Genomic DNA, 22,269 nt, shown 5'->3' with positions numbered 1-22,269 from the left:
CGCCGTTGCGCCAGTGGACGCTGCGAACACGACGCGCCCACCGCCGCGACGGTGCACGTGAATGGTGGGCACGCCGTCGGACGGCACGCTGCGCCGTTCCGCCGGCCTTGGCCACCGTACGGCAACTCGGAGCAAAGTAGCTACTCCGCCGCGCTCAGATGCGGGGCCAGCCGAATGATATCCGCCGGCACCGGCGGGGCCCAGGGGGCGTTGCGGCGGCGGCGGACGTCGACTTCCATCCAGTAGGTCTCCCAGCCGCGCGTCGGCCCGATGCCGTCCATCGTCGCCGGGCCCTGCACGCTGCGGGCCTCCGCGGCATCGAGGAACAGCATCGGCAGCTCGCCGCGCGCGATCGTCTCGATCTGCTCGCGCAGCAGACGGCGGTATTGGATGATGGCCTTGTCGGATTGCCCGAGATGCTCGCGGGTGCGGTCCTGGATCCGGCCCATCGACTCCACCGCCCACTGGTCGTGCACGTTGATGTCGTTGCCCATCCCGGTGTAGGTCGCGGTCGCCTGCTCCTGAGGATCGAAGCCGTAGTCGTTGCTCTTGTTCTTGCGCGAGCGATAGTCCGGCAGCTCATAGAGCTCGAGCCGCTGCGCCCGCATCTTCGCCCGGTCGACCGGCGCGCCATAGCTGGTGAAGATCGCGTACCAGTAGCAGGTCTCGTCATCGACCGGCACGTGCCACTGCGTGATCGTCATCTCCGTGCTCATCGGAATCACGAAGGCATGCGGGAACAGCTGATTGGTGACCCGCACATGGGTGCGCTCGGCATCGATCTCGCGCAGCGCGATGATGCGCAGCCCGTATTCAGTGCGCTCGACATTGATGATCGGACGATCATATTCGCGCAGCACCTTGGTCATCGGCAGCTCGCTGTCGGCGGAGGCGCCGCGGAACTGCTTGCCATAGGCGGTCGACGTATCCTCGTCCTCGAAGAAGCGGTGCAGGAACGAGGCATGCGCCGGGTCGATGCCGACCTCCAGCGCCTGCAGCCAGTTGCATTCGATCAGGCCCTTGAAGGCGAAGGTGTAGGCGTCGGGCGCGGTGAAGCAGTCGAGGTCCGGGAACGCCGGGGCTGTGCCATCGCCGAGCCAGGCCCAGAGGAGGCCGCCCTTCTCGACCACGGGATAAGCGCGCTGCCTGACGTTCTTGCACAGCGGCGAGCCGGCCGGTTCGGCCGGCGTCTCCAGACAATTGCCGTCGGCGTCGAACAGCCAGCCATGGAAGGCGCAACGCAACCCGCCGTTCTCCAGCCGTCCGAAGGCGAGATCTGCGCCGCGATGCGGGCAATCGCGATCAAGTAGTCCGTAGCGGCCCTGCGCATCCTTGAAGAGCACGAAGTCCTGACCGAGCAGCTTCACCGCGCGCACCGGCCGCTCGCCCGCGAGCTCATCGACCAGCGCGGCCGGCTGCCAGTACATCCTCATTAGTTTACCGGCGGGCGCGCCGGGTCCGACGCGCGTGATCAGGTCGTTTTGCTCCTGGCTCATCATGATGGCCGTCTCTCCTGTTCCGTCGCAAGTCGGGCGTTGAGCGTCACGCGATCATCTAATAATGTTCGCTAGACGAACACATGTTCGCCCAGATTAGATTCGCTTTAAGTGGGGAGAAGCGCAAGTGAAAAAGCTACAACCGAAGCCGAGGGGCCAACGGACTGCAGCTTCACTGCGGCCGAAAACAACAACAGCGGATCATGTCAGGCCGATGCCGAAACTGAAGCGCACTGATGAGGAGAAGAAGCAGGCTCGGGGCGACGGTCCCGAGTTCGTGGAAGCGCTCGATCGCGGCCTGCGGGTGATACAAGCCTTCAGCCGCGAGGGCCGCCCGATGACGCTGAGCAAGGCCGCGGAACTCACCGGCCTCGCCCGCGCCACGGTGCGACGGATTCTGCTGACACTGAAGGCCTCCGGCTTCGTCCATGGCGACGATCGGCTGTTCTCGCTGACGCCGCGCGTGCTGCTGCTGGCCTCCAGCTATCTCGCCTCCAACCAGATCAACAGCGTGATGCAGCCGTTGATGGACAACACGGCCGGCGAGGCGCGCGAGGTCTGCTCGCTCGCCGTCCTCGACGGCGAGACGGTCGTCTTCATCGCGCGCGCGACGTCGACGCGGATGTTCTCGACCGGGCTCGAAATCGGCTATCGGCTGCCGGCGTTCTGCACGTCGGTCGGCCGCGTGTTGCTGAGCCGGATGCCGGACGATCAGTTGCGCCAGGCCGTCGAGCGCATGACGCTGACCGAGATGACGCCGCAGACGATCACCGACAAGGAAGCATTGCTCGCGTCGATCATCGCCGTCCGTGACGACGGTTACTCGCTCGTCGACGGTGAGGCGGAGCTGGGTTTCCGCTCGATTTCAGTGCCGATTCGCCGCTATGACGGCGGCATCATCGCCGCCGCCAACATCGGCGGCCACGTCGATCGCATCGGCGTCGACGAGATGAAGGAGCGCTTCCTGCCGCTGCTGAAGAAGCTCGCAGCCACGGCGCAGCCACTGCTCGTCTGATCGTCGGGGAGAGGCCTCGGCCGCTGGCGCGCTGGCTCTCGCTCGCGCATCAGGTCACACCACCGCAACCTTCGCATCGAACTCGCGGCCACGAGCGCCGCTGCTCCATCCGGCAGCGACATCGCCGAGAGGCATCGTCGCGCCGCTGATCGAGCACGTCGTCCCGCCCCTCGCTGCATCGCGGATCGGCGCACTCGCCGTTCTCGTGAGAGCCGGACTTCGCGCGACAATCGTTCCGATGTCATCACCGACAGCGCGGTGCTACCAACTCATCGCCGCAACAGGACGAGAGAGCCGGCCATCGCCGGCCACGTGAAGTTACCGGCCGCGCGAACTAATCGTTGTGGTCGCAGGCCTTGCGACGCCGCGGCCCACGCCCATTACGTGATATTATCGTGACGCCCGACCCTGTTTGCCACGATTGACGATCCATCCAGGTATCATCGCGCTGCATGCGATGGTGGCATGATCCGGAACGGAAGTAGTTGGATCCCCGCCTCGCGCGCGAATTGCGGACGACGCCACCAGATTGCCGCGAATGGCGCCGCAATCACGAAAGCCAGAGGCGCCGCGGCCCAAGCGGCATCGCGTGCGACCCGATCACTGCGGCCGTTCGCCGTCGCGAAGAGGCGCAGGATGAGCCAGGGCAAGGCTGGGACGAGGTCGTCGCCCCGGGGCGGCGGGCGCGAAGCGGAGCACATCGTTGGACATCGGCCGCTTCTCGCGCGTAAATGGCATGCCGGGCGGACAACACCCGGACCTGCAGGTGAATGCCGTTTCCGGGGGGAAGACCCATGACTGATGCGCTGCCGCTCGTGCTGGTGCCTGGCCTGATCTCGTCGCCCCGCATCTATGCGCCGGTCATCCCGGCGCTGTGGCGGCTCGGGCCGGTGATGGTGGCCAACCACGTCCGCGATGACAGCATGGCCGCGATCGCCCGCCGAATCCTGGCCGAGGCGCCGCCGCGCTTCGCGCTCGCGGGACATTCGATGGGCGGCTACATCGCTTTCGAGATCATGCGCCAGGCGCCGGAGCGCGTGGGCCGGCTGGCGCTGATCAACACCCAGGCGAGGCCCGACACGCCGGAGGCGAGCGCGCGCCGCCGCACCATGATCACCCGCGCCAAGGAGGGCGACTATCACGGCGTGGTCGACGAGCTGTTCTCAGGCTTCGTCCATCCGTCGCGCCAAGACGATCCGCGGCTGCGCCAGCTGGTGCACGACATGGCCGAGGAGGTCGGCGTCATCGGCTTCATCCGGCAGCTGACGGCCATCATGTCGCGTCCGGACTCGCGGCCGACATTGACCGCGATCCGCTGCCCGACCCTGGTGCTGACCGGCGACACCGACAACACCATTCCGAACAGCCTGTCGAAGGAGATGGCCGACGGCATCGACGGCAGCTGGCTGGTCGTGCTGGAGAATTGCGGCCACCTGCCGCAGCCCGAGCAGCCGGAGGAAACGGCGCAGGCGCTGATGGAGTGGCTCAGGGGGTGAGATCGCCAATGAGCCATATGAGACTCCGCACGCTGGCCGGTGGCAACTCACCGGAATGCAGCGTATATTGCGACAATGCTGGATAACGCCAAAATCGCCAAGATCGCCCGCGAGGTCGCCACTGCGAATCTGAGCAGCTCCGCCGCGGTAACAGACGTCACGACGGCGTCCTATGCGGACTCCGAAGGCCGTGACGCGCTGCGGATCACCATCGTATTGAGCCCCATCCAAGGGACCAACATCGAGGGAGAAGCAGTACTGGATACGCTGGTCCAGATCCAAGAGCAGCTCCAGGCCGCAGGCGAGGACCGTTTTCCGCTGATCGAATACGAGGCGGAGAACGAGGCCGTTGGCGATACTTAATCCGGAGCATCTGTTTCAGCAGGCTGAGCAGTTGATCGTTCCGCCTGCGGCGGGGCCACCACGGCAGGTGAACATCCGTCGCGCAATTTCGGCTGCGTACTATGGATTGTTTCATGCAACGCTCATCGCCGCTGCAGATCAATTCGTTGGCAAGACGAAACAAGGGACACCTTCATACGCCCTCGTCTATAGAGCCGTGGATCATCGAGACCTCCGATTGCTATGCGAGGAGATCAAAAAGTCGAAGCTCTCCGCCAAATATCTCCCGTTTGCGCCCTCTGGAGGCTTTGGAGCAAACCTTCAAGCGTTCGCATTCGCTGTCCTGGAGCTGCAAGAGAAGCGCCATGAAGCCGACTATAATCCGATGATCCGCGTCAAAACCCTGGATGCGCAGCTCGCCATCAGAATGGCGAGAGCTGCATTGGCGAGCTTCGAAGCCGCTCGCGTCCAAAACCAGGAAACTTTCCTGACATTGTTGACGTTGTTGCTATTCCCGCCCCGCTGAGCCAGGACGGAAAGCCAACTACGCTTCGCTGACTCTTCCCTTCCCCACCCGCAACCCATCCACGAACACATCCAACAGCCGCAGCACGCTCTGCTGCCAGCCGGTCTGATCGTGCATGTAGCACATGCCGATCAGCGCACGCAGGACGTCGTCGGCGCTGATGTCGCTGCGAATCTCGCCGGCCTCGACGGCCCGCGACAGCAGCGCGCCGATCGAGCGGGTGAGATGGCCGTGCGAATAGGCGGCGAGCTCGGAGTTCGCGTTCATGACGATCGCCAGTGCGGCCATCATGCCCTTCTTGGTGGCGACGAACTGCACCGTCGAGCGCAGCCAGCGCCGCAGCGCCTCGACCGGCGACGGCTCGCTCTTCAGCGCCTCGGCGAGCTCCGAGAGCTGCTCGACCTCGCGCCGGTACACCGCCTCGAACAGGTCCTCGCGGGTGGGGAAGTGACGATACAGCGTGCCGATGCCGACGCCGGCCTGGCGCGCCACCGCTTCCAGGCTGGCTTCGGCGCCGCCAGCGCTGAACACCGCCTTGGCGGCCTCCAGCACGCGCTCGCGATTTCGCTGCGCATCGGCGCGCGGCTTGCGCGGCCGCTCTTGTGGTTTCGTCTCCATCTCACCAGCTCTTGATGACGGACCGTTCATGTCCCCTTGCTAAACGGAGGAACCCTCCGTATAAATAGACCTGCCACCCGGGACAGCCAACTTTCCTGAGCTGTCGTCCCGCGGTCGCTGGATCTGGACGGACCATCGCCCGTAAGGCGGTGCCCGCTGCGATCCGATTAGGCCATCGCTTCGATCGGAACAACGCATGAATCGGACTGTCAGACTCACCGTCAACGGTGAGCCGCGAACGCTTGCGCTCGACGACCCCAGGGTCACCCTGCTCGACCTGCTGCGCGAGCGCCTCCACCTCACCGGCACCAAGAAGGGCTGCGACCGCGGCCAGTGCGGCGCCTGCACCGTCCTGGTCGACGGCCGCCGCATCAACTCCTGCCTGACGCTGGCCGTCAGCCTCGACGGCGCCGCGATCACCACCATCGAAGGACTTGCTCAAGGCGACCAGCTGCACCCGGTGCAGGCGGCGTTCATCGATCATGACGCCCTGCAATGTGGCTTCTGCACGCCGGGCCAGATCATGAGCGCGGTCGGGCTCATCAACGAAGGCCAGGCGGGCTCCGATCCCGAGCGCGTGCGCGAAGGCATGAGCGGCAATCTATGCCGCTGCAGCGCCTATGTCGGTATCGTCGAGGCGGTGCTCGACGCGCAGGCGACGCTCTCTGATACGAAGGAGCGCGCGGCATGAACCGGTTCGACTATGTGAAGCCGTCGAGCGTCGCCGAAGCGATTGCCGCCGCCGGCGCACCCGGCGCCGCCTATCTCGCTTCGGGCACCAACCTGCTCGATCTGATGAAGGGCAATGTCGTCCGGCCGGCGCGGCTGGTCGACATCTCGCATCTCGCCGAGCTCACGCGCATCGAGACGCTCGGCAATGGCGATGTCAGGATCGGCGCGCTGGTGCGCAATGCCGATCTCGCGCATGATTCAGGCTTCGCGCGCGACTTTCCGGCGGTGGCGGAAGCGCTGCTGTCCGGCGCCTCGGCGCAATTGCGCAATGCGGCCACCGTCGGCGGCAATCTGCTGCAGCGGACGCGGTGCGCCTATTTCTACGACCCGGCGTCGGCCTGCAACAAGCGCACGCCTGGCGCCGGCTGCGACGCCCGCGGCGGCGACAACCACCAGCACGCTGTGCTGGGCTGGAGCGAGGCCTGCATCGCCACCAATCCCTCCGACTTCTGCGTGCCGCTGGCGGCGTTCGATGCCGTGGTTGAGATCGAAGGCAAAGCGGGCCGGCGCGAGGTCGCGCTGGAGGCGCTGCATCTGTTGCCCGGCAGCACGCCGGAGCGCGAGAGCGTGCTCGCGCCGGGCGAGATGATCGTCGCGGTCCGGCTGCCCGCGGCGTCGCGCGCGTTCGCCAGGCACGCGCGCTATCTGAAGGTCCGCGAGCGCAATTCCTACGCGTTCGCGATCGTCTCGGCGGCAGCCGGTCTCGTGATCGAGAACGGCAGCATCAAGCAGGCGCGCCTGGCGCTCGGCGGCGTCGCTGCCAAGCCATGGCGTGCCCACCAGGCCGAAGCGCTGCTCGCAGGACAGCCCGCGGATGCGCACCTGTTCGAACGCGCCGCCGAGGCGGCGCTGCACGACGCAAAGCCCTCCGGCGACAACGCCTACAAGATCCCGCTCGCGCGCAGCCTGATCGTGCGCGCGCTTGCCGCCGCGGCCCACGGCACGCCGTCGCGCATGCCGGCGTTGCCGGCCTCTCCCTTCTCCTCCGTTCCAGGAGTGCTTCATGACGCCTGAGCTCAATCTCTCCCGCGATCCCGCCCATATCAGACACGGCTCCAACATCGGCCAGTCGCTGTCGCGCGTCGATGGCCGCGCCAAGGTCACCGGCACGGCACGCTACGCCGCCGACAACAATCCGCCCGGCCTGCTCTATGCCGTGCTCGCCGTCTCCAGCATCGCGCGCGGCCGCGTCGTCGCGCTCGACGTCGAAGCCGCCAAGGCGCATCCCGGCGTGGTCGAGGTGATGACCTCCGCCAACCGGCCGCCGCTGCACGCCGATCCCGACGGCAAGCCTAATCCGTTCGCGTTCCGGTTCGAGGCGCTGCAGAACGATCGCGTGCGCTACGCCAACCAGCCGATCGCGCTCGTCGTCGCCGAGAGCCTGGAAGCAGCGACCGAAGGCGCCGCTCTGCTGTCCCCGCGCTACGAAGTCGAGCCGGCCCGCATCGGGCTCGACGCCAGCGACGCCTACGTGCCGCCTGTGGTCGGCATGGGATTTCCTGCCGAGAGCTACCATGGCGATGTCGAGGCCGCGCTGGCGGGCAGCGACAGGCAGATCACCGCGACCTATGAGACCCCGGCGCACTATCACAACGCGATGGAGCCGCATGCGATCGTCGCCGAATGGCAGGGCGATCGCCTCGTCATCGACACGCCGACCCAGGGCCTCGTGATGATGCGCGGGCGCCTCGCCGAGCTGTTCGGCATCGCGCCGGAGAGCATCCTGATCCGCAGCCCCTATCTCGGCGGCGGCTTCGGCGGCAAGGGCCTCATCGCGGGACCGCAGATCCTCGGCATCCTCGCCGCGAAGCTGACCGGACGTCCGGTGAAGCTCGTGGTGCGCCGCGAGCAGCTCTACGGTCCGTTCGGCCATCGCTCGCCGACCCGGCAGACGTTGCAGCTCGGCGCAAGCGGCGCGGGACAATTGTCGGCGATCCATCATCACGCGCGGATCGCGACCTCGAGCTTCGAGGATTTCTACGAGGCGGCGGCGCATGTCACGCACACGCTGTATACCGCGCCGGCGATCGCGACCACCTATGACGCGGTGCGCATGGACACCGGCACGCCGCTGTTCGTGCGCGCGCCCGGCATCGCGCCGGGCTCGATCGCGCTGGAAAGCGCCGTCGACGAGATGGCCGAGGCCTGCGGCCTCGATCCGCTCGCCTTCCGGGTCAAGAACTACGCCGAGGTCGAGCCGGCCACCGGCAAGCCGTTCTCGTCCAAGGCGCTGCGCGAGTGCTACACGCAAGGTGCGGAGCGTTTCGGCTGGTGGGAGCGGCCGCTGAAGCCGCGCACGATGCGCGACAAGGACGGCTTCCTGGTCGGCTGGGGCATGGGCACGGCGACGTTCCATGCGCTGATGTTCGCAGGCCAGGCGCGCGCGGTGATCCGGCGCGATGGCAGCGGCGTGGTGGAGAGCGGCGCGCACGACATGGGCCAGGGCGCGTGGACCGCGTTCGCACAGATCGCCGCGGATTCTCTCGCGCTCGATCTCGACCAGGTCACGTTCAAGGCCGGAACGTCGGATCTGCCGGATGCCGGCATCGCCGGCGGCTCGGCCCACACGGCGACCGTGGGCACCGCGATCCACAATGCGGGAGCCGCGGTCATCGCGAAGCTTGCCGGGCTTGCGACGGCGGATGAGCGCTCGCCACTGTTCGGCGCCGGCAATGCCGGCGTGATCGCTCGCAACGGGCGGCTGCTGCGGCGCGACGATGACAGCCGCGGCGAGAGCTATGCCGACATCCTGGCCCGCGCCGGTCTCGCCGAGATCGAGGGCTCCGGCTCAGGCGTGCCCGATCCCGCCGCCAACGAGCAGTACGCGATGAGCTCGCATGGCGCTGTCTTCGCCGAGGTCAAGGTCGATCCCGATCTCGGCCAGGTCAGGGTGACCCGCATGGTCGGCGCGTTTGCGGCCGGGAGGATCATCAATCCGAAGCTGGTGAACAGCCAGCTCATCGGCGGCATGATCTGGGGCATCTCGCTGGCGCTGCACGAGGAGGCCGTCACCGACCGGCGCAGCGGCCGCATCATGAACGCCAATCTCGGCGAGTATCATGTCCCGGTGAATGCCGACGTCCCGGCGATCGAGGCGTTCACGGTCGAGGAGCACGATCCGTTCGTCAACCCGCTCGGCATCAAGGGCGTCGGCGAGATCGGCATCACCGGCTCCGCCGGGGCGGTGGCCAACGCGGTGGCGCATGCGACCGGCATTCGGATCAGGCGCTTCCCAGTGCGGATCAGCGACCTGGTCTCGCGCCAATGACGATGGCGCGTTGAGGACCGGCACGAAGCCTCCGTTCTCTTGGCCGAGAGCGGAGGCAAGCGACGGCGCTCCGTCTACGCCGCCTGCCGTGCGAAGGTCCGCCTGAACCACGCCAGAAACGCCTCGCGATTCTGGCCGGGGTCGAACTCGACATGCAGCGCGTCCTTGTCACGGGCGCGGACCCGATATTGCACGTGGCCGTCGAAGCCGCTGAACTCCATGACACCGCGATCGCCGATGCCCGGCTCGGGATCGAACCTGATCCAGGCGCCGCCTTCGGAAATATCCACCAGATCGGCCTTCACCACGCCCTTGCGATCGTCGACGACCTTGATCGACAGGCTCGACTTCAACCGCGGCGACTGACGGCGATCGGCTTCGGCGGTCGCCGTCCTGACGGCCTTCACCAGCGTGGCACGGAGCGAGGTCAGGCCCGTTGCCACGGAGCCGATGGCGTTGCGCACCTCGGCGGCCCGATCGTTGACCATGCCGGCATCCCTGCCGACATTGCCGATCTTGGACGACACATCGCGCGCCGCGCTCGCCGACGACCGGACCGAGCGGCTGATCTCCTGGGTCGCCGCGTGCTGCTCCTCCATCGCCGCGGCGATCGAGGCCGCGACCTCGTCGATCTCGGAAATCTGGCTGCCGATGCCTTCGACGACGTCGACGGTCGCCTGCGTGGTGGTCTGCACCTCGCCGATCAGGCGCGAGATCTCCTCGGTCGATTTGGCGGTCTGATCCGACAGCGATTTGACCTCGGCCGCAACCACGGCAAAGCCGCGGCCGGCATCGCCGGCGCGCGCGGCCTCGATGGTGGCATTGAGCGCCAAAAGGTTGGTCTGCTCGGCGATGCCGCCGATCAGGTTGGAGACCTCGGCGATCTTGTCCACGGCCGCGGACAAGGAGAGCATCGTGTTCTTCGCCTTCTCGCGCTCCGTCACCGCCGATTTGGTGATCGTGCTGGCGCGCGCCACCTGGCTCGAGATCTCGCGGATCGCCGAGCTCAGTTGCTCGGCTGCCGACGAGACCGTCTGGGCATTGGAGAGCGACTGCTCCGAGGCTGCGGCCACCGATTGCGCGTCGGTCGACAGTTCCTCGGCCAGTTTCGAGAGGCCTGCGGCGACGGCCTCGACCTGGCGCGATGCGCCGGCCGCAGCTTCGACGGACGTCTCGGTCTCGCGCTCGATCACGTCGGCCATGTCGAGCATGGCGCGCTTCTTATGCTCCTCGGCGGCCAAACGGTCGCGCTCCTGCTTGTCGCGCAGGCTCGCATTCTCCAGCGCGTTGGTCTTGAAGATGCTCAGCGCGCCCGCCATCGCGCCGATCTCGTCGCCGCGTTCCGAATAGGAAATGTCGGCCGACAGATCGCCCTCGGCGATCCGCCGCATCAGGCCGGTCATGCGCGACAGCGGACGGACGACGCCGATCACCAGCCCCGACATGCCGGCGACGACCAGAGCCAGAACGATGCCGGACACGGTCCACACGACGATGGAGATGCTGCGATCCTGGGTCGCCGCCGTGGCCTCCATGTCCGCATTCAGCTTGTTCGCCTTGTCGACCAGCGTATCGATCACCGCGCGGTGGGCGGCGTAGGCTTCGGCCAGCCGGGCATAGGCGGCATCGGCCTTCGCCATGTCGCCGGAGCGCAGCGCCGGGATCAACTCGGCTTCCAGGGCCTGCCAGAATTTCTGGACCTCACCGTCCGATCGTTCGACCAGCAGCGACTTCAGATCAGGCTGCAGCGCCGAGCCGATCCAGAACGTCTTGCGATCCTCATAGTCCTTCTTCAGCTGCGAGAGCTTACTGACATGCGTGTCGAGATCCTTCGGCGTCCGGAGTGCGAGGGTCGCCTCGAGATAGGCCTCGAGCACATATTCAGGCGGCGGCAGGATGTCGGCCACCAGATCATTGCCGAGCTTGATCTTGTCGTAGAGGGGCCCGCCGACCTTGAGCTCGCGCAGCGCATAGGCGCTGGTCAGCACGACCGCACCGAAGCCGAGTGCGAGCACAAGGCCAAAAGCCGCAATGAACGTGGAAATGGAGAGACGCATCTTCATGTCGGCGGCACATTTCGCTGGAGGGTGGACTGCACCCGCCGTCGCCCCGCCGGAGCCCTCTCCGCTCGCTTGCATGGAGCTGGTCCGTCCGGAACGACCGGCATCGAGTCGTCAATTTGATCAGCGTGCACAACCTTTTCTCAGGGTAAGGTAAATTTCCGCCCCCGTAGAAATGCGGTCCGGCCCGACTCGATCGGGGGACGCAGGCGCTCTGCCCACTATGACCTGGCGCAAGGCGGCGGGAGGCGGATCTGCGAACATCCGCGCACCGCCGCTCAGGAGCCACCATGTCGAAACCCATCCCGGACAAGGCCGAGATCGCGCTCGAATATCCCGACAAGTTCTATGCCGGCACGTTCGAGCATTCCTCGCGGTTCGAAGCCCATCTCGAATCATCTGGCCTGGCATTGACCCTGGAGCGCCCCGGCCCCGAGGACGTCCGCAAATCGATCCATATGCATCTGAACTTTGGACTGCTCGCCGCGATCCTTCACGAGCTCGCCGCCGGCATCGCTTCGATGCCCAAGGACGACATCATTCATCGCGAGCAGCTGCGCGACGCAGTCGCGGCCTTGCATCGAGCTCTTAACGCGCCTTAACCAGTTGTGCCGCGACGGCACAGCAAGGCCCGGCGTCAGCTCCTGCTCCAGCCTTCGTTAGTGCATTGCTAACTACGCCAGAGCCTTTGCCCGCAGAAGGTCGGGTTGGAGGCCAGTGTGCTGCGCGAGTGACAGCATTTTATTCGAAAGCGATCTATCTCCGATCCATCGACGGCGCGCGCTGCGCGAGCCTTGTTAGTTGAGTATCGGAGACCCGCCATGAAGAAGATCCTGTTCGCAACCGTTGCAGTCGCCGCGCTGGCCTCGGCCCAGTCCGCTGTCGCCGCCGATCTCGGCGCCCGGACCTATCCCTACGCCACCAAGGCGCCGCCGGCCTATGCCGCTCCGATCTACAACTGGACCGGCTTCTATCTCGGCGCCCATCTCGGCGGCGCGTTCTCCAGCGACAACAACTTCTCCGGCCTCGCCACCGGCAACAACTCCAACGGCCGCTTCCTGGGCGGCGTGCAGGTCGGCGCCGACTGGCAGTTCGCACCGACCTGGGTGATCGGCGCCGAGGGCCAGTACAGCTGGCTGAGCGGCAGCGTCGGCGCCGCCTTCCCTGGCGGCCTCGTCTACACCAACAGCCAGCGCGGCCTCGGCTCGATCACCGGCCGCTTCGGCTACACCTGGGGTCCGGGCCTGCTCTACGTGAAGGGCGGCTACGCCTATTCCGACAACAACGAGAAGGTGACGTTCGCCGGCACGCCGGTCGGCTTCGCAACCAACGGCGACCACCGCAACGGCTGGACCGTCGGCGGCGGACTCGAATACATGTTCGCGCCCAACTGGTCGGCCAAGGCCGAGTATCAGTACTACAATTTCGGCAGCGCCACCTTCACGGCGCCCGCCGCGCTGGTCCCGACCGGCAGCTTCACCACCGACGACCACACCTTCAAGGCTGGCGTGAACTACCGCTTCAACTGGGGCGCTCCGCTCGCGGCCCGCTACTGATCCGCAGGCGTCAAATAACAACAAACGACGGGAAGGCCGGCAGCGATGCCGGCCTTTTCTGTCATAGGTTATCGAAAGCGCGGCCCAACAATCCTTTCCGTCCTGTTAAATGCCGCACGGTGAAATGCGAAAATGCGAGAAAACTCAGCACTGCCCGAGTAGTTTCCCGGATTTGTTAACCGCCCGCCGCGATACTGCCTGCAAGCAACAGCTCCAAGTAGTGCATATCGGGGGACACCAGAGATGGCGATTCGGTTCAGCTTCAGCAGGGTGCTCGGAGTCCTGCGACCTGGATGGGGCGTCCGCGGCAGCCTGTTCGCAGCCTTCGCAGTGATCGCCGGCATGGCGATCGCGATCAGCGTCGCTGCGGGACTGATGCTGCGACACGTCGGCGGCACCATGGTCGAGCTCTCGGACCGCGAGATTCCGCGCCTGACCTCGAGCCTGCAATTGCTGGCGCAGAGCTCCGGCCTGGCCAGCCTCGGCCCGGCGCTGCTGCAGTCCCAGAGCGAGGACGCGCTCAACGATCGCCTGAAGAAGATGCAGGAGATCCAGAAGACCACGCAGGAGCGCCTGAGCGAGATCAGCGCGCTCGGCGCCGCGAAAAGCGTGGTGGCGCCGCTCGCGGAGACCATCAAGAACATCAACGAAGCCAATCAGAGCCTGGTGTCGGCCGCACGCGAGCGGCTCGAAGTGGCGGCCCTGCACAACAAGCAATATGACGCGCTGCGCAAGGCGCAGGCGGACTTCACTGCCGCCGCCAACGAGCCGATGCTAGATGCCCAGACGCAGCTCAACGCCGTGCTCGGCGCAGCCGAGGTGTCGGCAGACGATGCAACGGCGGCCGCACGGTTCGTCGAACAGCTCGGCAACGTGATCGCGTCCGGCAACCTGCTGGTGGCGCAGATGGCTGCCGCGCTCTCGGCCAACGACAGCGACACGCTGGAGACGATCGAGCGGCAGTTCAAGGAGGCGCTGGCGCAGCTCAAATCCAATCTCGAATTGCTGCCGACCGGCCGCAGCACCAAGGCAATCCACGATGCCGCGCTGAAGCTCGCCGCACTCGGCGAGGGCAAGGCCCGCGTGTTCAAGACGCGCGAGAAGGAGCTCGACGCCAACGATTACGGGCAGACCGTGCTGGAGGAGACGCGAAAGCTCAATGTCGGTCTCGACATCAGCGTGCAGCAGCTCGTCGAAGGCGTGCGCAAGTCGACCGAAAGCGCCACCAGCACGGCGGGCCGTGACATCGAGCTGGCAACGCTCGGCATGGCCGGTGCCGGCGCAGCCACGCTGCTCGGCTCGGTGCTGTTCGTCTGGCTCTATGTCGGCGGCAACATCCTGCGCCGGATCAAGCGGCTGCAGCAGGCGATGCAGACGCTGTCGAGCGGCGATCTCGGCACCGAGATTGCGGCCTCGAAGCAGCGCGACGAGATCGGCGCGATGGTCGACACCCTGCAGGTGTTCCGCGACAACATGGTCCGTGCCCGTACCCTGGCCGCCGAGCAGGACCGCGAGAATGCCGCCAAGGCCGAGCGCGCCGCGCGCATGGAGGCCCAGATCGCCACGTTCGAGGCGACGGTGCGCAGCGCCCTCGGCACGCTGCAGAACTCCGCCACGGCCATGCAGGCGACCGCGCAGAGCATGTCGCAGACCGCCGACCAGTCCAACTCGCTGGTCAATGCGGTCGCGGCGGCTGCCGAGGAGACCTCGGTCAACGTCCAGACCGTGTCGGCCGGCACCGAGCAATTGTCGTCGTCGATCGCGGAGATCAGCCGCCAGGTCGTGACCTCGGCCCAGATCGCCAAGAAGGCGGTCGAGGAAGCCGGCGCCACCGACTCGACGATGCAGGGACTCGCCGACAATGCGAGCCGCGTCAGCGTCGTCGTCGACCTGATCCAGGCGATCGCCTCCCAGACCAACCTGCTCGCGCTCAACGCCACCATCGAGGCGGCGCGCGCGGGCGAGGCCGGCCGCGGCTTCGCGGTGGTCGCGCAGGAGGTGAAGAGCCTGGCGAGCCAGACCGCCAAGGCCACCGACGAGATCCGCACCCAGATCGCAGGCATGCAGCAGGTCGCCTCGTCGGCCGTGTCGGCGATCCGCAACATCGGCGAGACCATCGCCGAGATCGACAACGTCACCACCGCGATCGCCGCCGCCGTCGAGCAGCAGGGCACCGCGACGCACGAGATCGCCCGCAACATCCAGCAGGCGGCCTCCGGCACCACCGAGGTCTCCAACAACATCACCGGCGTCTCCAGCGCCTCGGCCCAGGCCGGCACCTCCGCCAACGAGGTGCTCAGCGCCTCGGAGGCGCTACGCCGCGAGGCCGACACCTTGCGCGCCGAGGTCGATTCGTTCCTGACCAACATCCGGGCGGCGTAGTTGCTACTCGCCGGTCATTCCGGGTTCGAGGCCTGCGGCCTCGCCCCGGAATGATGGGGGCGTGGCGAAGCAGAAGGCGTCGAGGCAGGTCATGCTGGCGCGACCCGAAGCACCTTCCGTACCCCGGAATGCCGTCCTGCCATGTGTTTTTCGGCTGGCGCTCGCCCGCAGCGGCCGTTAATCGATGAGGCATGACGAAGACAGACACCGTTCACTCCTCCGCCGAGGCCCTGCGCTATCCCTGGGAGCAGCATCCCGGTGAGGACCAGGTCGTCGAGGTCGCGCCCGGCGTGCTGTGGCTGCGCCTGAAGCTGCCGTTCCGCCTCAACCATGTGAACATCTATCTGCTCGCCGATGGCGACGGCTGGGTCGCGGTGGACTCAGGCTTCGGCAACGAGGAGTCGATCGCCGCCTGGACGCGGCTGCTCGATGGTCCGCTCAAACACGTCAAGATCAGCCGGCTGATCGTGACGCATTCGCATCCCGACCATGTCGGGCTCGCCGGCTGGATCGTCGAGCGCTTCAACTGCCCGCTGGTGATGTCGCAGGTCGAGTATCTGCAGTCGGTCTATCACCAGAACCGCGGCACCGAGGAGCGCCGCGATGCCCAGCGGCTGTTCTTCCGCCGCCACGGCATGGACGAGACCCTGACCGACAAGCTGCTCGGCCGCGGCCAGGAATATCTGCAGCGCGTCTCGGTGCTGCCGGCCTCCTACCGCCGCATCTCCCATGGCGACGAGATCCAGATCGGCAGCCGGCGCTTCAAGGTCATCACCGGCGGCGGCCACGCGCTCGACCAGGTCATGCTGTATTGTGCCGCCGACAAGCTGTTCCTGTCCGCCGACCAGGTGCTGAGCAAGATCTCGCCCAATGTCAGCGTCTGGGCGGTCGAGCCCGACCAGAACTCGCTCGGCGAATATCTGGCGTCGCTGGCGAGCCTCACCACCACCCTGCCCTATGACGTGCTGGTGCTGCCAGGCCATGGCGTGCCGTTCTACGGGCTGAAGACGCGCATCAAGCAGCTCGCCGACCACCACGAGGAGCGCTGCCGGATGATCGCCGACGCCTGCCGCGACGAGCCGAAAACCTCGGCGCAGCTCGTGCCGGTCGTGTTCCACAAGCACGTGCTCGACCCGCACCAGATGGGCTTTGCCGCCGGCGAGCTGATCGCCCACGTCAACTACATGCTGGTCGAGGGTCGGCTGACCGGCCAGGATGTCGACGGCGTGCTGCATTATCGCACCACCTGAGGCCGCGGAGCTGTGCCGCCGCCGCGTCGCCGCAATCCGGGCGCCGTTCGGCCGAGATCACTCCTCCCTTGGACAAATCGCCCAATTCCCGCCGTGGGATTCCGGCTCGACAGCCGCTCTGGAAACGCTCTAAGAAGACCTCACGCCACGCATGCCGCGAGGTCTTCACTTTAGATGCTGCACTGCAGCGCGCCAGTTCGGGTTTCGTGATGGACTACAGCCAGTACTTCAGTGCCGCCCTCGGTCGCCTGCATGATGAGCGTCGCTACCGTGTCTTCGCCGATCTCGAACGCATCGCCGGCCGGTTCCCGCATGCGACCTGGCACTCGCCGAGCGGACCACGCAATGTCGTGATCTGGTGCTCCAACGACTATCTCGGCATGGGCCAGCACCCGAAGGTGGTCGGCGCGATGGTCGAGACCGCGACCCGCGTCGGGACCGGCGCCGGCGGCACCCGCAACATCGCCGGAACCCATCATCCCCTGGTGCAGCTCGAGGCCGAGCTCGCCGACCTCCACGGCAAGGAAGCGGCGCTGCTGTTCACCTCCGGTTATGTCTCCAACCAGACCGGCATCGCCACGCTCGCCAAGCTGATCCCCGACTGCCTGATCCTGTCGGACGCGCTGAACCACAATTCGATGATCGAGGGCGTGCGCCAGTCCGGCTGCGAGCGCCAGATCTGGCGCCACAACGATCTCGCCCATCTCGAACAGCTCCTGATCGCCGCCGGTCCTAACAGGCCGAAGCTGATCGCCTGCGAGAGCCTGTATTCGATGGACGGCGACGTCGCGCCGCTGGCGGCGATCTGCGATCTCGCCGAGCGCTACAATGCGATGACCTATGTCGACGAGGTGCACGCGGTCGGCATGTACGGCCCGCGCGGCGGCGGCATCGCCGAGCGCGACGGCGTCATGCACCGCATCGACATCCTCGAAGGCACCCTCGCCAAGGCGTTCGGCTGCCTCGGCGGCTACATCGCCGCGAAGGGCGAGATCATCGACGCCGTGCGCTCCTATGCGCCGGGCTTCATCTTCACGACCGCGCTGCCGCCGCCGATCTGCTCGGCCGCCACGGCTGCGATCAAGCACCTGAAATCGTCGAGCTGGGAGCGCGAACGCCACCAGGACCGCGCCGCTCGGGTGAAGGCGATCCTCAACGCCGCCGGCCTGCCGGTGATGACCAACGACACCCACATCGTGCCGCTGTTCGTCGGCGATCCCGAGAAGTGCAAGCAGGCCTCCGACCTGCTGCTGGAAGAGCACGGCATCTACATCCAGCCGATCAACTACCCGACCGTCGCCAAGGGCGCCGAGCGTCTGCGCATCACGCCCTCGCCCTATCACGACGACGGCCTGATCGACCGCCTCGCCGAAGCCCTGCTGCAGGTCTGGGAACGGCTGGGCCTTTCGCTGCACAAGAAGGCGATGGCGGCGGAGTAGCCCTTCGTAGCCCGGGTGAGCGCAGCGACACCCGGGTTCGCCTCGGCAGCTCATAGGACCCCGGATATCGCTCCGCTCATCCGGGCTACGCGCGCCCGCGGCTGAGCTGGCTACGCGATCACCTCACGCGCCACTGCGCTCCCCTCCCCCTTGCGGGGAGGGGTCGGGGGTGGGGGTCCACGAGTCCCGCTCTCCATGAGACAGCCTGAGCTCTCTAAAGGAGCGAAGAGTCCAGCTGCTGACGATAAGGCCGAGGCGCGCGTCTAATTCAATTCAGTGCCCGGGGCCCCCCACCCCCAACCCCTCCCCGCAAGGGGGAGGGGAGCTGACCGGCCACGCCGCGAGACACGGGCTCAGATCGTCACGACTCCACCGATCCGTCTGGATATGGAACGGACCGCCGCCGTCGAAGCGATACATCGCGCCGCCCTTAACGACGCCTCCTCGTTCCCTGCGTCCCTCGCCACATCCCTATCGCCCCGCCTCTCGCAAAGCGCTAAGTTCGCAGCCAATTCACGGGGCGCAGCGATCGAGGAGTTCGCGAAGGCCATGCTGCATGACTGGGGCGTGATCGCAGCCGCGTTCGGCTACATCGGCTTCCTGTTCCTGGTCGCCAGCCGCGGCAACCGGGCCGGAGAGCGGCGGCCGGCGGAAAGCCGTGGCCGGCTGGCTGGGCTGATCTACCCGCTGTCGCTGGCGATCTACTGCACCTCCTGGACCTTCTTCGGCTCGGTCGGCTTCGCCTCGCGCACCAGCGTCGACTTCCTCGCGATCTATCTCGGGCCGATCCTGATGGTCGGCGCCTGCACGCCGCTGCTGCGCCGGGTGATCCAGCTCGCCAAGTCGCAGAACATCACGTCCGTGGCCGACCTGATCGGCGCCCGCTACGGCAAGAGCCAGGCGGTCGCAGCAACGGTGGCGCTGATCGCGATCATCGGCTCGGTGCCCTACATCGCGCTGCAGCTCAAGGCCGTCGCCTCGTCGCTGCAGACCATCCTGATCGACGACCGCGCCTTCGCCCACATCCCGATCGTCGGCGACATGGCGCTGATGGTCACGCTCGCGATGGCCGTCTTCGCGGTGCTGTTCGGCACGCGACAGACCGACGCCACCGAGCATCAGCATGGCCTGATGCTGGCGGTCGCGACCGAGTCGATCATCAAGCTCGTCGCCTTCATCGCCGCCGGCGCCTTCGTCACCTTCTGGATGTTCTCGCCGGTCGAGCTGATCGAGCGCGCGATGAAATCGCCGGAGGCCGAGCGCGCGCTGGAATATGTGCCGGGCATCGGCAATTTCCTCACCATGACCCTGCTGTCGTTCTGCGCCGCAATGCTGCTGCCGCGCCAGTTCCATGTCAGCGTGGTCGAGAACGCCGACGACGCCGAGGTGTCGCGCGCGCGCTGGCTGTTCCCGCTCTATCTGGTCGCGATCAATCTGTTCGTGATTCCGATCGCGCTCGCCGGCCTCGTCACCTTCCCGTTCGGCGCCGTCGACAGCGACATGTATGTGCTGGCGCTGCCGATCGAGGCCAATTCGCAATGGCTGTCGATCCTCGTCTTCGTCGGCGGATTGTCGGCGGCGACCGCGATGGTCATCGTCGAATGCGTGGCGCTGTCGATCATGGTGTGCAACGACATCGTCGTGCCGCTGGTGCTGCAGCGTCAGGAGCAGCGCGAGATCGGCCGCGACTTCGCGGGCTTCCTGCTCGGCACCCGCCGCATCGCGATCTTCGCCATCATGGTGATGGCCTATTTCTACTACCGCGCGCTCGGCAACACCCAGCTCGCCGCGATCGGTCTGCTGTCGTTCGCCGCCATCGCCCAGCTCGCGCCGAGCTTCTTCGGCGGTCTGTTCTGGCGGCGCGCGACCGCGCGCGGCGCCATGGGCGGCATGCTGGTCGGCTTCGCCGTCTGGCTCTACACGCTCTTCATCCCGAGCTTCCTGGACACCTCGACCGCGGGCATCCTGTTTCTCCAGCACGGCCCGTTCGGGCTGGAGGCACTCAGGCCGCAGGCGCTGCTCGGCACCGATCTGCCGCCGCTGCTGCATGGCGTGCTGTGGAGCCTGTCGCTCAATCTGTTGACCTACATCGTGCTGTCGCTGGCGCGGCAGCCGTCGTCGATCGAGCTCTTGCAGGCCGACATCTTCGTACCGGCCGAGCTGACGCCGAGTGCGCCGAGCTTCCGGCGCTGGCGCTCGACCGTGACGGTGCAGGACATCCAGAGCACGGTCGGCCAATATCTCGGTCCCGACCGCGCCCGCGCCTCGTTCGAGGCGTTCGCCGCCCAGCGCAACCTCCCGCTCGATCCGGCCGCGCCGGCCGATTTCGAGCTGCTGCGCCATGCCGAGCACCTGATCGCCTCCTCGATTGGCGCGGCGTCGTCGCGCCTCGTGATGTCGCTGCTGTTGCGCAAGCGCACGGTGTCGGCCAAGGCCGCCTTGAAGCTGCTCGACGATTCCCATGCCGCGCTGCATTTCAACCGCGAGATCCTGCAGACCGCGCTCAACCACGTGCGCCAGGGCATCGCGGTGTTCGACGCCGACCTGCAACTGATCTGCTCCAACGGCCAGTTCGTCGACCTGCTCGGGCTGCCGCCGGATCTGGTGCAGATCGGCAGCCCGTTGAAGGAAATCCTCGAATTCATGGGCACGATCGGCGCGCCGACCTATGAGGACAGCGAGGCGCTGCTGGCGCGCCGACTCGCCGCCTACACCACCGAGGGCGAGCCTTATCTGGAACGCCTCGCCGACCGCCACATGGTGATCGAGGTCCGCACCAACCGCATGCCGGATGGCGGCCTCGTCATCACCTTTACCGACGTGACGCCCTCGTTTGAGGCCGCCGAAGCGCTGGAGCGCGCCAATGCGACCTTGGAGAAGCGCGTGCGCGACCGCACCGAGGAGCTGACAAGGCTGAACTCGGAGTTGGCGCTGGCCAAGAGCGCCGCCGAGGACGCCAACATCTCCAAGACGCGCTTCCTCGCCGCCGCCAGCCACGACATTCTGCAGCCGCTGAACGCGGCGCGGCTCTACGTGACGAGCCTGGTCGAGCGGCAGACGGCGGGCGAGGATTCGCGCCTGGTCGAGAACATCGACGACTCGCTCGAGGCGATCGAGGAGATTCTCGGCGCGTTGCTCGACATCTCCCGGCTCGACGCCGGCGCGATGACGCCCTCGATCTCGAGCTTCAAGATGGCCGACCTGATGCGCTCGCTGGAGATCGAGTTCGCGCCGGCCGCGCGCGCCAAGGGTCTGGAGCTGGTGTTCGTGCCGTCGTCGCTGCCGGTCGAATCCGACCGCCTGCTGCTGCGCCGGCTGCTGCAGAACTTCATCTCCAACGCCATCAAGTACACGCCCAAGGGGCGCGTGCTGGTCGGCTGCCGCCGCCACGGCCAGTCGCTGCAGATCGGCGTCTACGACACCGGCGTCGGCATCCCCCCGGTCAAGCGCGGCGAGATCTTCAAGGAATTCCACCGCCTCGAGCAGGGCGCGCGGATCGCGCGCGGCCTCGGCTTGGGGCTGTCGATCGTCGAGCGCATCGCGCGTGTGCTCAATCACGGCATTGCGCTGGACTCGCGGCCCGGCCGCGGCTCGGTGTTCTCAGTGACGGTGCCGATCGCCAAGGCGATCAACCACACCGCCGCCGTCACCACCGCGACCCCGCTGGCAACGACGCCGATCGCGGGCGCCCTGATCGTCTGCATCGAGAACGATCCCGCGATCCTCGACGGCATGAAGACCCTGCTGACGGCGTGGGACGCCGAGGTGATCGCCGTCCCCGATCCGGAGTCCGCGGTGGAGGCGATCGCGGCACGCGACGGCGCCGTCACCGGCCTGCTCGTCGACTATCACCTCGACCGCGGCAACGGCATCGCCGCCATCCGCGACATCCGCCGCCGCTTCAATGAGGCGCTGCCCGCGATCCTGATCACCGCCGACCGCAGCCCCCACGTCCGCGCCGCCGCCCGCGACGACAACATCGCCGTGCTCAACAAGCCGCTCAAGCCGGCGTCGCTGCGGGCGTTGTTGGGACAGTGGCGGATCCAGCAGATGGTGGCGGCGGAGTAGTTCGCAAAGGCGCGGCTGCTC

At 66.8% G+C, this 22,269-nt stretch carries 16 protein-coding genes; 13 read left to right on the top strand and 3 right to left on the bottom strand.

Annotated elements, in window-relative coordinates:
- Positions 1–140: 140 nt before the first annotated feature.
- Positions 141–1,499, bottom strand: a complete 1,359-nt coding sequence (locus tag QX039_RS30645; protein WP_315735965.1) for an aromatic ring-hydroxylating dioxygenase subunit alpha — start codon at positions 1,497–1,499, stop codon at positions 141–143.
- Positions 1,500–1,710: 211 nt separating this feature from the next.
- On the opposite strand from QX039_RS30645, the gene QX039_RS30640 reads away from it, so the two are divergent.
- The 4 genes from QX039_RS30640 (at position 1,711) to QX039_RS30625 (ending at position 4,875) form a co-directional block, all read left to right on the top strand.
- Positions 1,711–2,511, top strand: coding sequence for an IclR family transcriptional regulator C-terminal domain-containing protein (locus tag QX039_RS30640; RefSeq protein ID WP_315735963.1), 801 nt, complete (start codon positions 1,711–1,713; stop codon positions 2,509–2,511).
- A gap of 794 nt (positions 2,512–3,305) precedes the next feature.
- The gene (locus tag QX039_RS30635; protein ID WP_315757568.1) at positions 3,306–4,007 is read left to right on the top strand and encodes an alpha/beta hydrolase; all 702 of its coding nucleotides are present in this window, start codon (positions 3,306–3,308) and stop codon (positions 4,005–4,007) included.
- A 75-nt stretch (positions 4,008–4,082) separates the two neighbouring features.
- The gene (locus QX039_RS30630; protein ID WP_315735958.1) at positions 4,083–4,370 is read left to right on the top strand and encodes a hypothetical protein; all 288 of its coding nucleotides are present in this window, start codon (positions 4,083–4,085) and stop codon (positions 4,368–4,370) included.
- Positions 4,357–4,875 (top strand): hypothetical protein, encoded by a 519-nt coding sequence (locus QX039_RS30625; RefSeq protein ID WP_315735957.1) that lies wholly within the window; start codon positions 4,357–4,359, stop codon positions 4,873–4,875. Before QX039_RS30630 ends, QX039_RS30625 begins: the two co-directional genes overlap by 14 nt.
- Before the next feature lie 18 nt (positions 4,876–4,893).
- Here QX039_RS30625 and QX039_RS30620 read toward each other — a convergent pair whose 3' ends face one another.
- A complete protein-coding gene (locus tag QX039_RS30620; protein WP_315773772.1) occupies positions 4,894–5,493 on the bottom strand; it encodes a TetR/AcrR family transcriptional regulator in 600 nt (199 codons plus the stop codon).
- 196 nt (positions 5,494–5,689) lie between these two features.
- Between QX039_RS30620 and QX039_RS30615 the strand changes: the two genes are divergently transcribed.
- Genes QX039_RS30615 through QX039_RS30605 form a run of 3 tightly spaced genes read left to right on the top strand, consistent with a single transcriptional unit; the run spans position 5,690 to position 9,493 of the window.
- Positions 5,690–6,184, top strand: a complete 495-nt coding sequence (locus QX039_RS30615; protein ID WP_315735952.1) for a (2Fe-2S)-binding protein — start codon at positions 5,690–5,692, stop codon at positions 6,182–6,184.
- On the top strand, positions 6,181–7,239 hold the full coding sequence (locus QX039_RS30610; protein ID WP_315735950.1) for a xanthine dehydrogenase family protein subunit M: 1,059 nt from the start codon (positions 6,181–6,183) through the stop codon (positions 7,237–7,239). Before QX039_RS30615 ends, QX039_RS30610 begins: the two co-directional genes overlap by 4 nt.
- Positions 7,229–9,493: a xanthine dehydrogenase family protein molybdopterin-binding subunit gene (locus QX039_RS30605; RefSeq protein WP_315773771.1), complete on the top strand. Its 2,265-nt coding sequence runs from the start codon at positions 7,229–7,231 to the stop codon at positions 9,491–9,493. Before QX039_RS30610 ends, QX039_RS30605 begins: the two co-directional genes overlap by 11 nt.
- A gap of 74 nt (positions 9,494–9,567) precedes the next feature.
- On the opposite strand, the gene QX039_RS30600 is transcribed toward QX039_RS30605, so the two are convergent.
- Positions 9,568–11,556, bottom strand: coding sequence for a methyl-accepting chemotaxis protein (locus QX039_RS30600; RefSeq protein WP_315735946.1), 1,989 nt, complete (start codon positions 11,554–11,556; stop codon positions 9,568–9,570).
- A 287-nt stretch (positions 11,557–11,843) separates the two neighbouring features.
- Between QX039_RS30600 and QX039_RS30595 the strand changes: the two genes are divergently transcribed.
- The 6 genes from QX039_RS30595 (at position 11,844) to QX039_RS30570 (ending at position 22,248) form a co-directional block, all read left to right on the top strand.
- Positions 11,844–12,155 carry a hypothetical protein gene (locus QX039_RS30595; RefSeq protein ID WP_315735943.1) on the top strand — a complete coding sequence of 104 codons (312 nt, stop codon included), beginning with the start codon at positions 11,844–11,846 and terminating at the stop codon, positions 12,153–12,155.
- Between the two features lie 219 nt (positions 12,156–12,374).
- On the top strand, positions 12,375–13,109 hold the full coding sequence (locus tag QX039_RS30590) for a porin family protein (RefSeq protein ID WP_315735941.1): 735 nt from the start codon (positions 12,375–12,377) through the stop codon (positions 13,107–13,109).
- A 243-nt stretch (positions 13,110–13,352) separates the two neighbouring features.
- Positions 13,353–15,491: a HAMP domain-containing methyl-accepting chemotaxis protein gene (locus tag QX039_RS30585; RefSeq protein ID WP_315735938.1), complete on the top strand. Its 2,139-nt coding sequence runs from the start codon at positions 13,353–13,355 to the stop codon at positions 15,489–15,491.
- A 191-nt stretch (positions 15,492–15,682) separates the two neighbouring features.
- Positions 15,683–16,741, top strand: a complete 1,059-nt coding sequence (locus tag QX039_RS30580; RefSeq protein ID WP_315735936.1) for an MBL fold metallo-hydrolase — start codon at positions 15,683–15,685, stop codon at positions 16,739–16,741.
- Between the two features lie 209 nt (positions 16,742–16,950).
- Positions 16,951–18,180, top strand: a complete 1,230-nt coding sequence (hemA, locus tag QX039_RS30575; protein ID WP_315735934.1) for a 5-aminolevulinate synthase — start codon at positions 16,951–16,953, stop codon at positions 18,178–18,180.
- A 549-nt stretch (positions 18,181–18,729) separates the two neighbouring features.
- The gene (locus tag QX039_RS30570) at positions 18,730–22,248 is read left to right on the top strand and encodes a PAS domain-containing hybrid sensor histidine kinase/response regulator (RefSeq protein ID WP_315735932.1); all 3,519 of its coding nucleotides are present in this window, start codon (positions 18,730–18,732) and stop codon (positions 22,246–22,248) included.
- The last annotated feature ends 21 nt before the right edge of the window (positions 22,249–22,269 follow it).

The sequence above is a fragment of the Bradyrhizobium sp. SZCCHNR1043 genome, from assembly GCF_032489675.1.
GTDB lineage: Bacteria > Pseudomonadota > Alphaproteobacteria > Rhizobiales > Xanthobacteraceae > Bradyrhizobium.
Note: the sequence above shows the minus strand (reverse complement) of the source record. Positions and strands in the feature narration are given on the sequence as shown.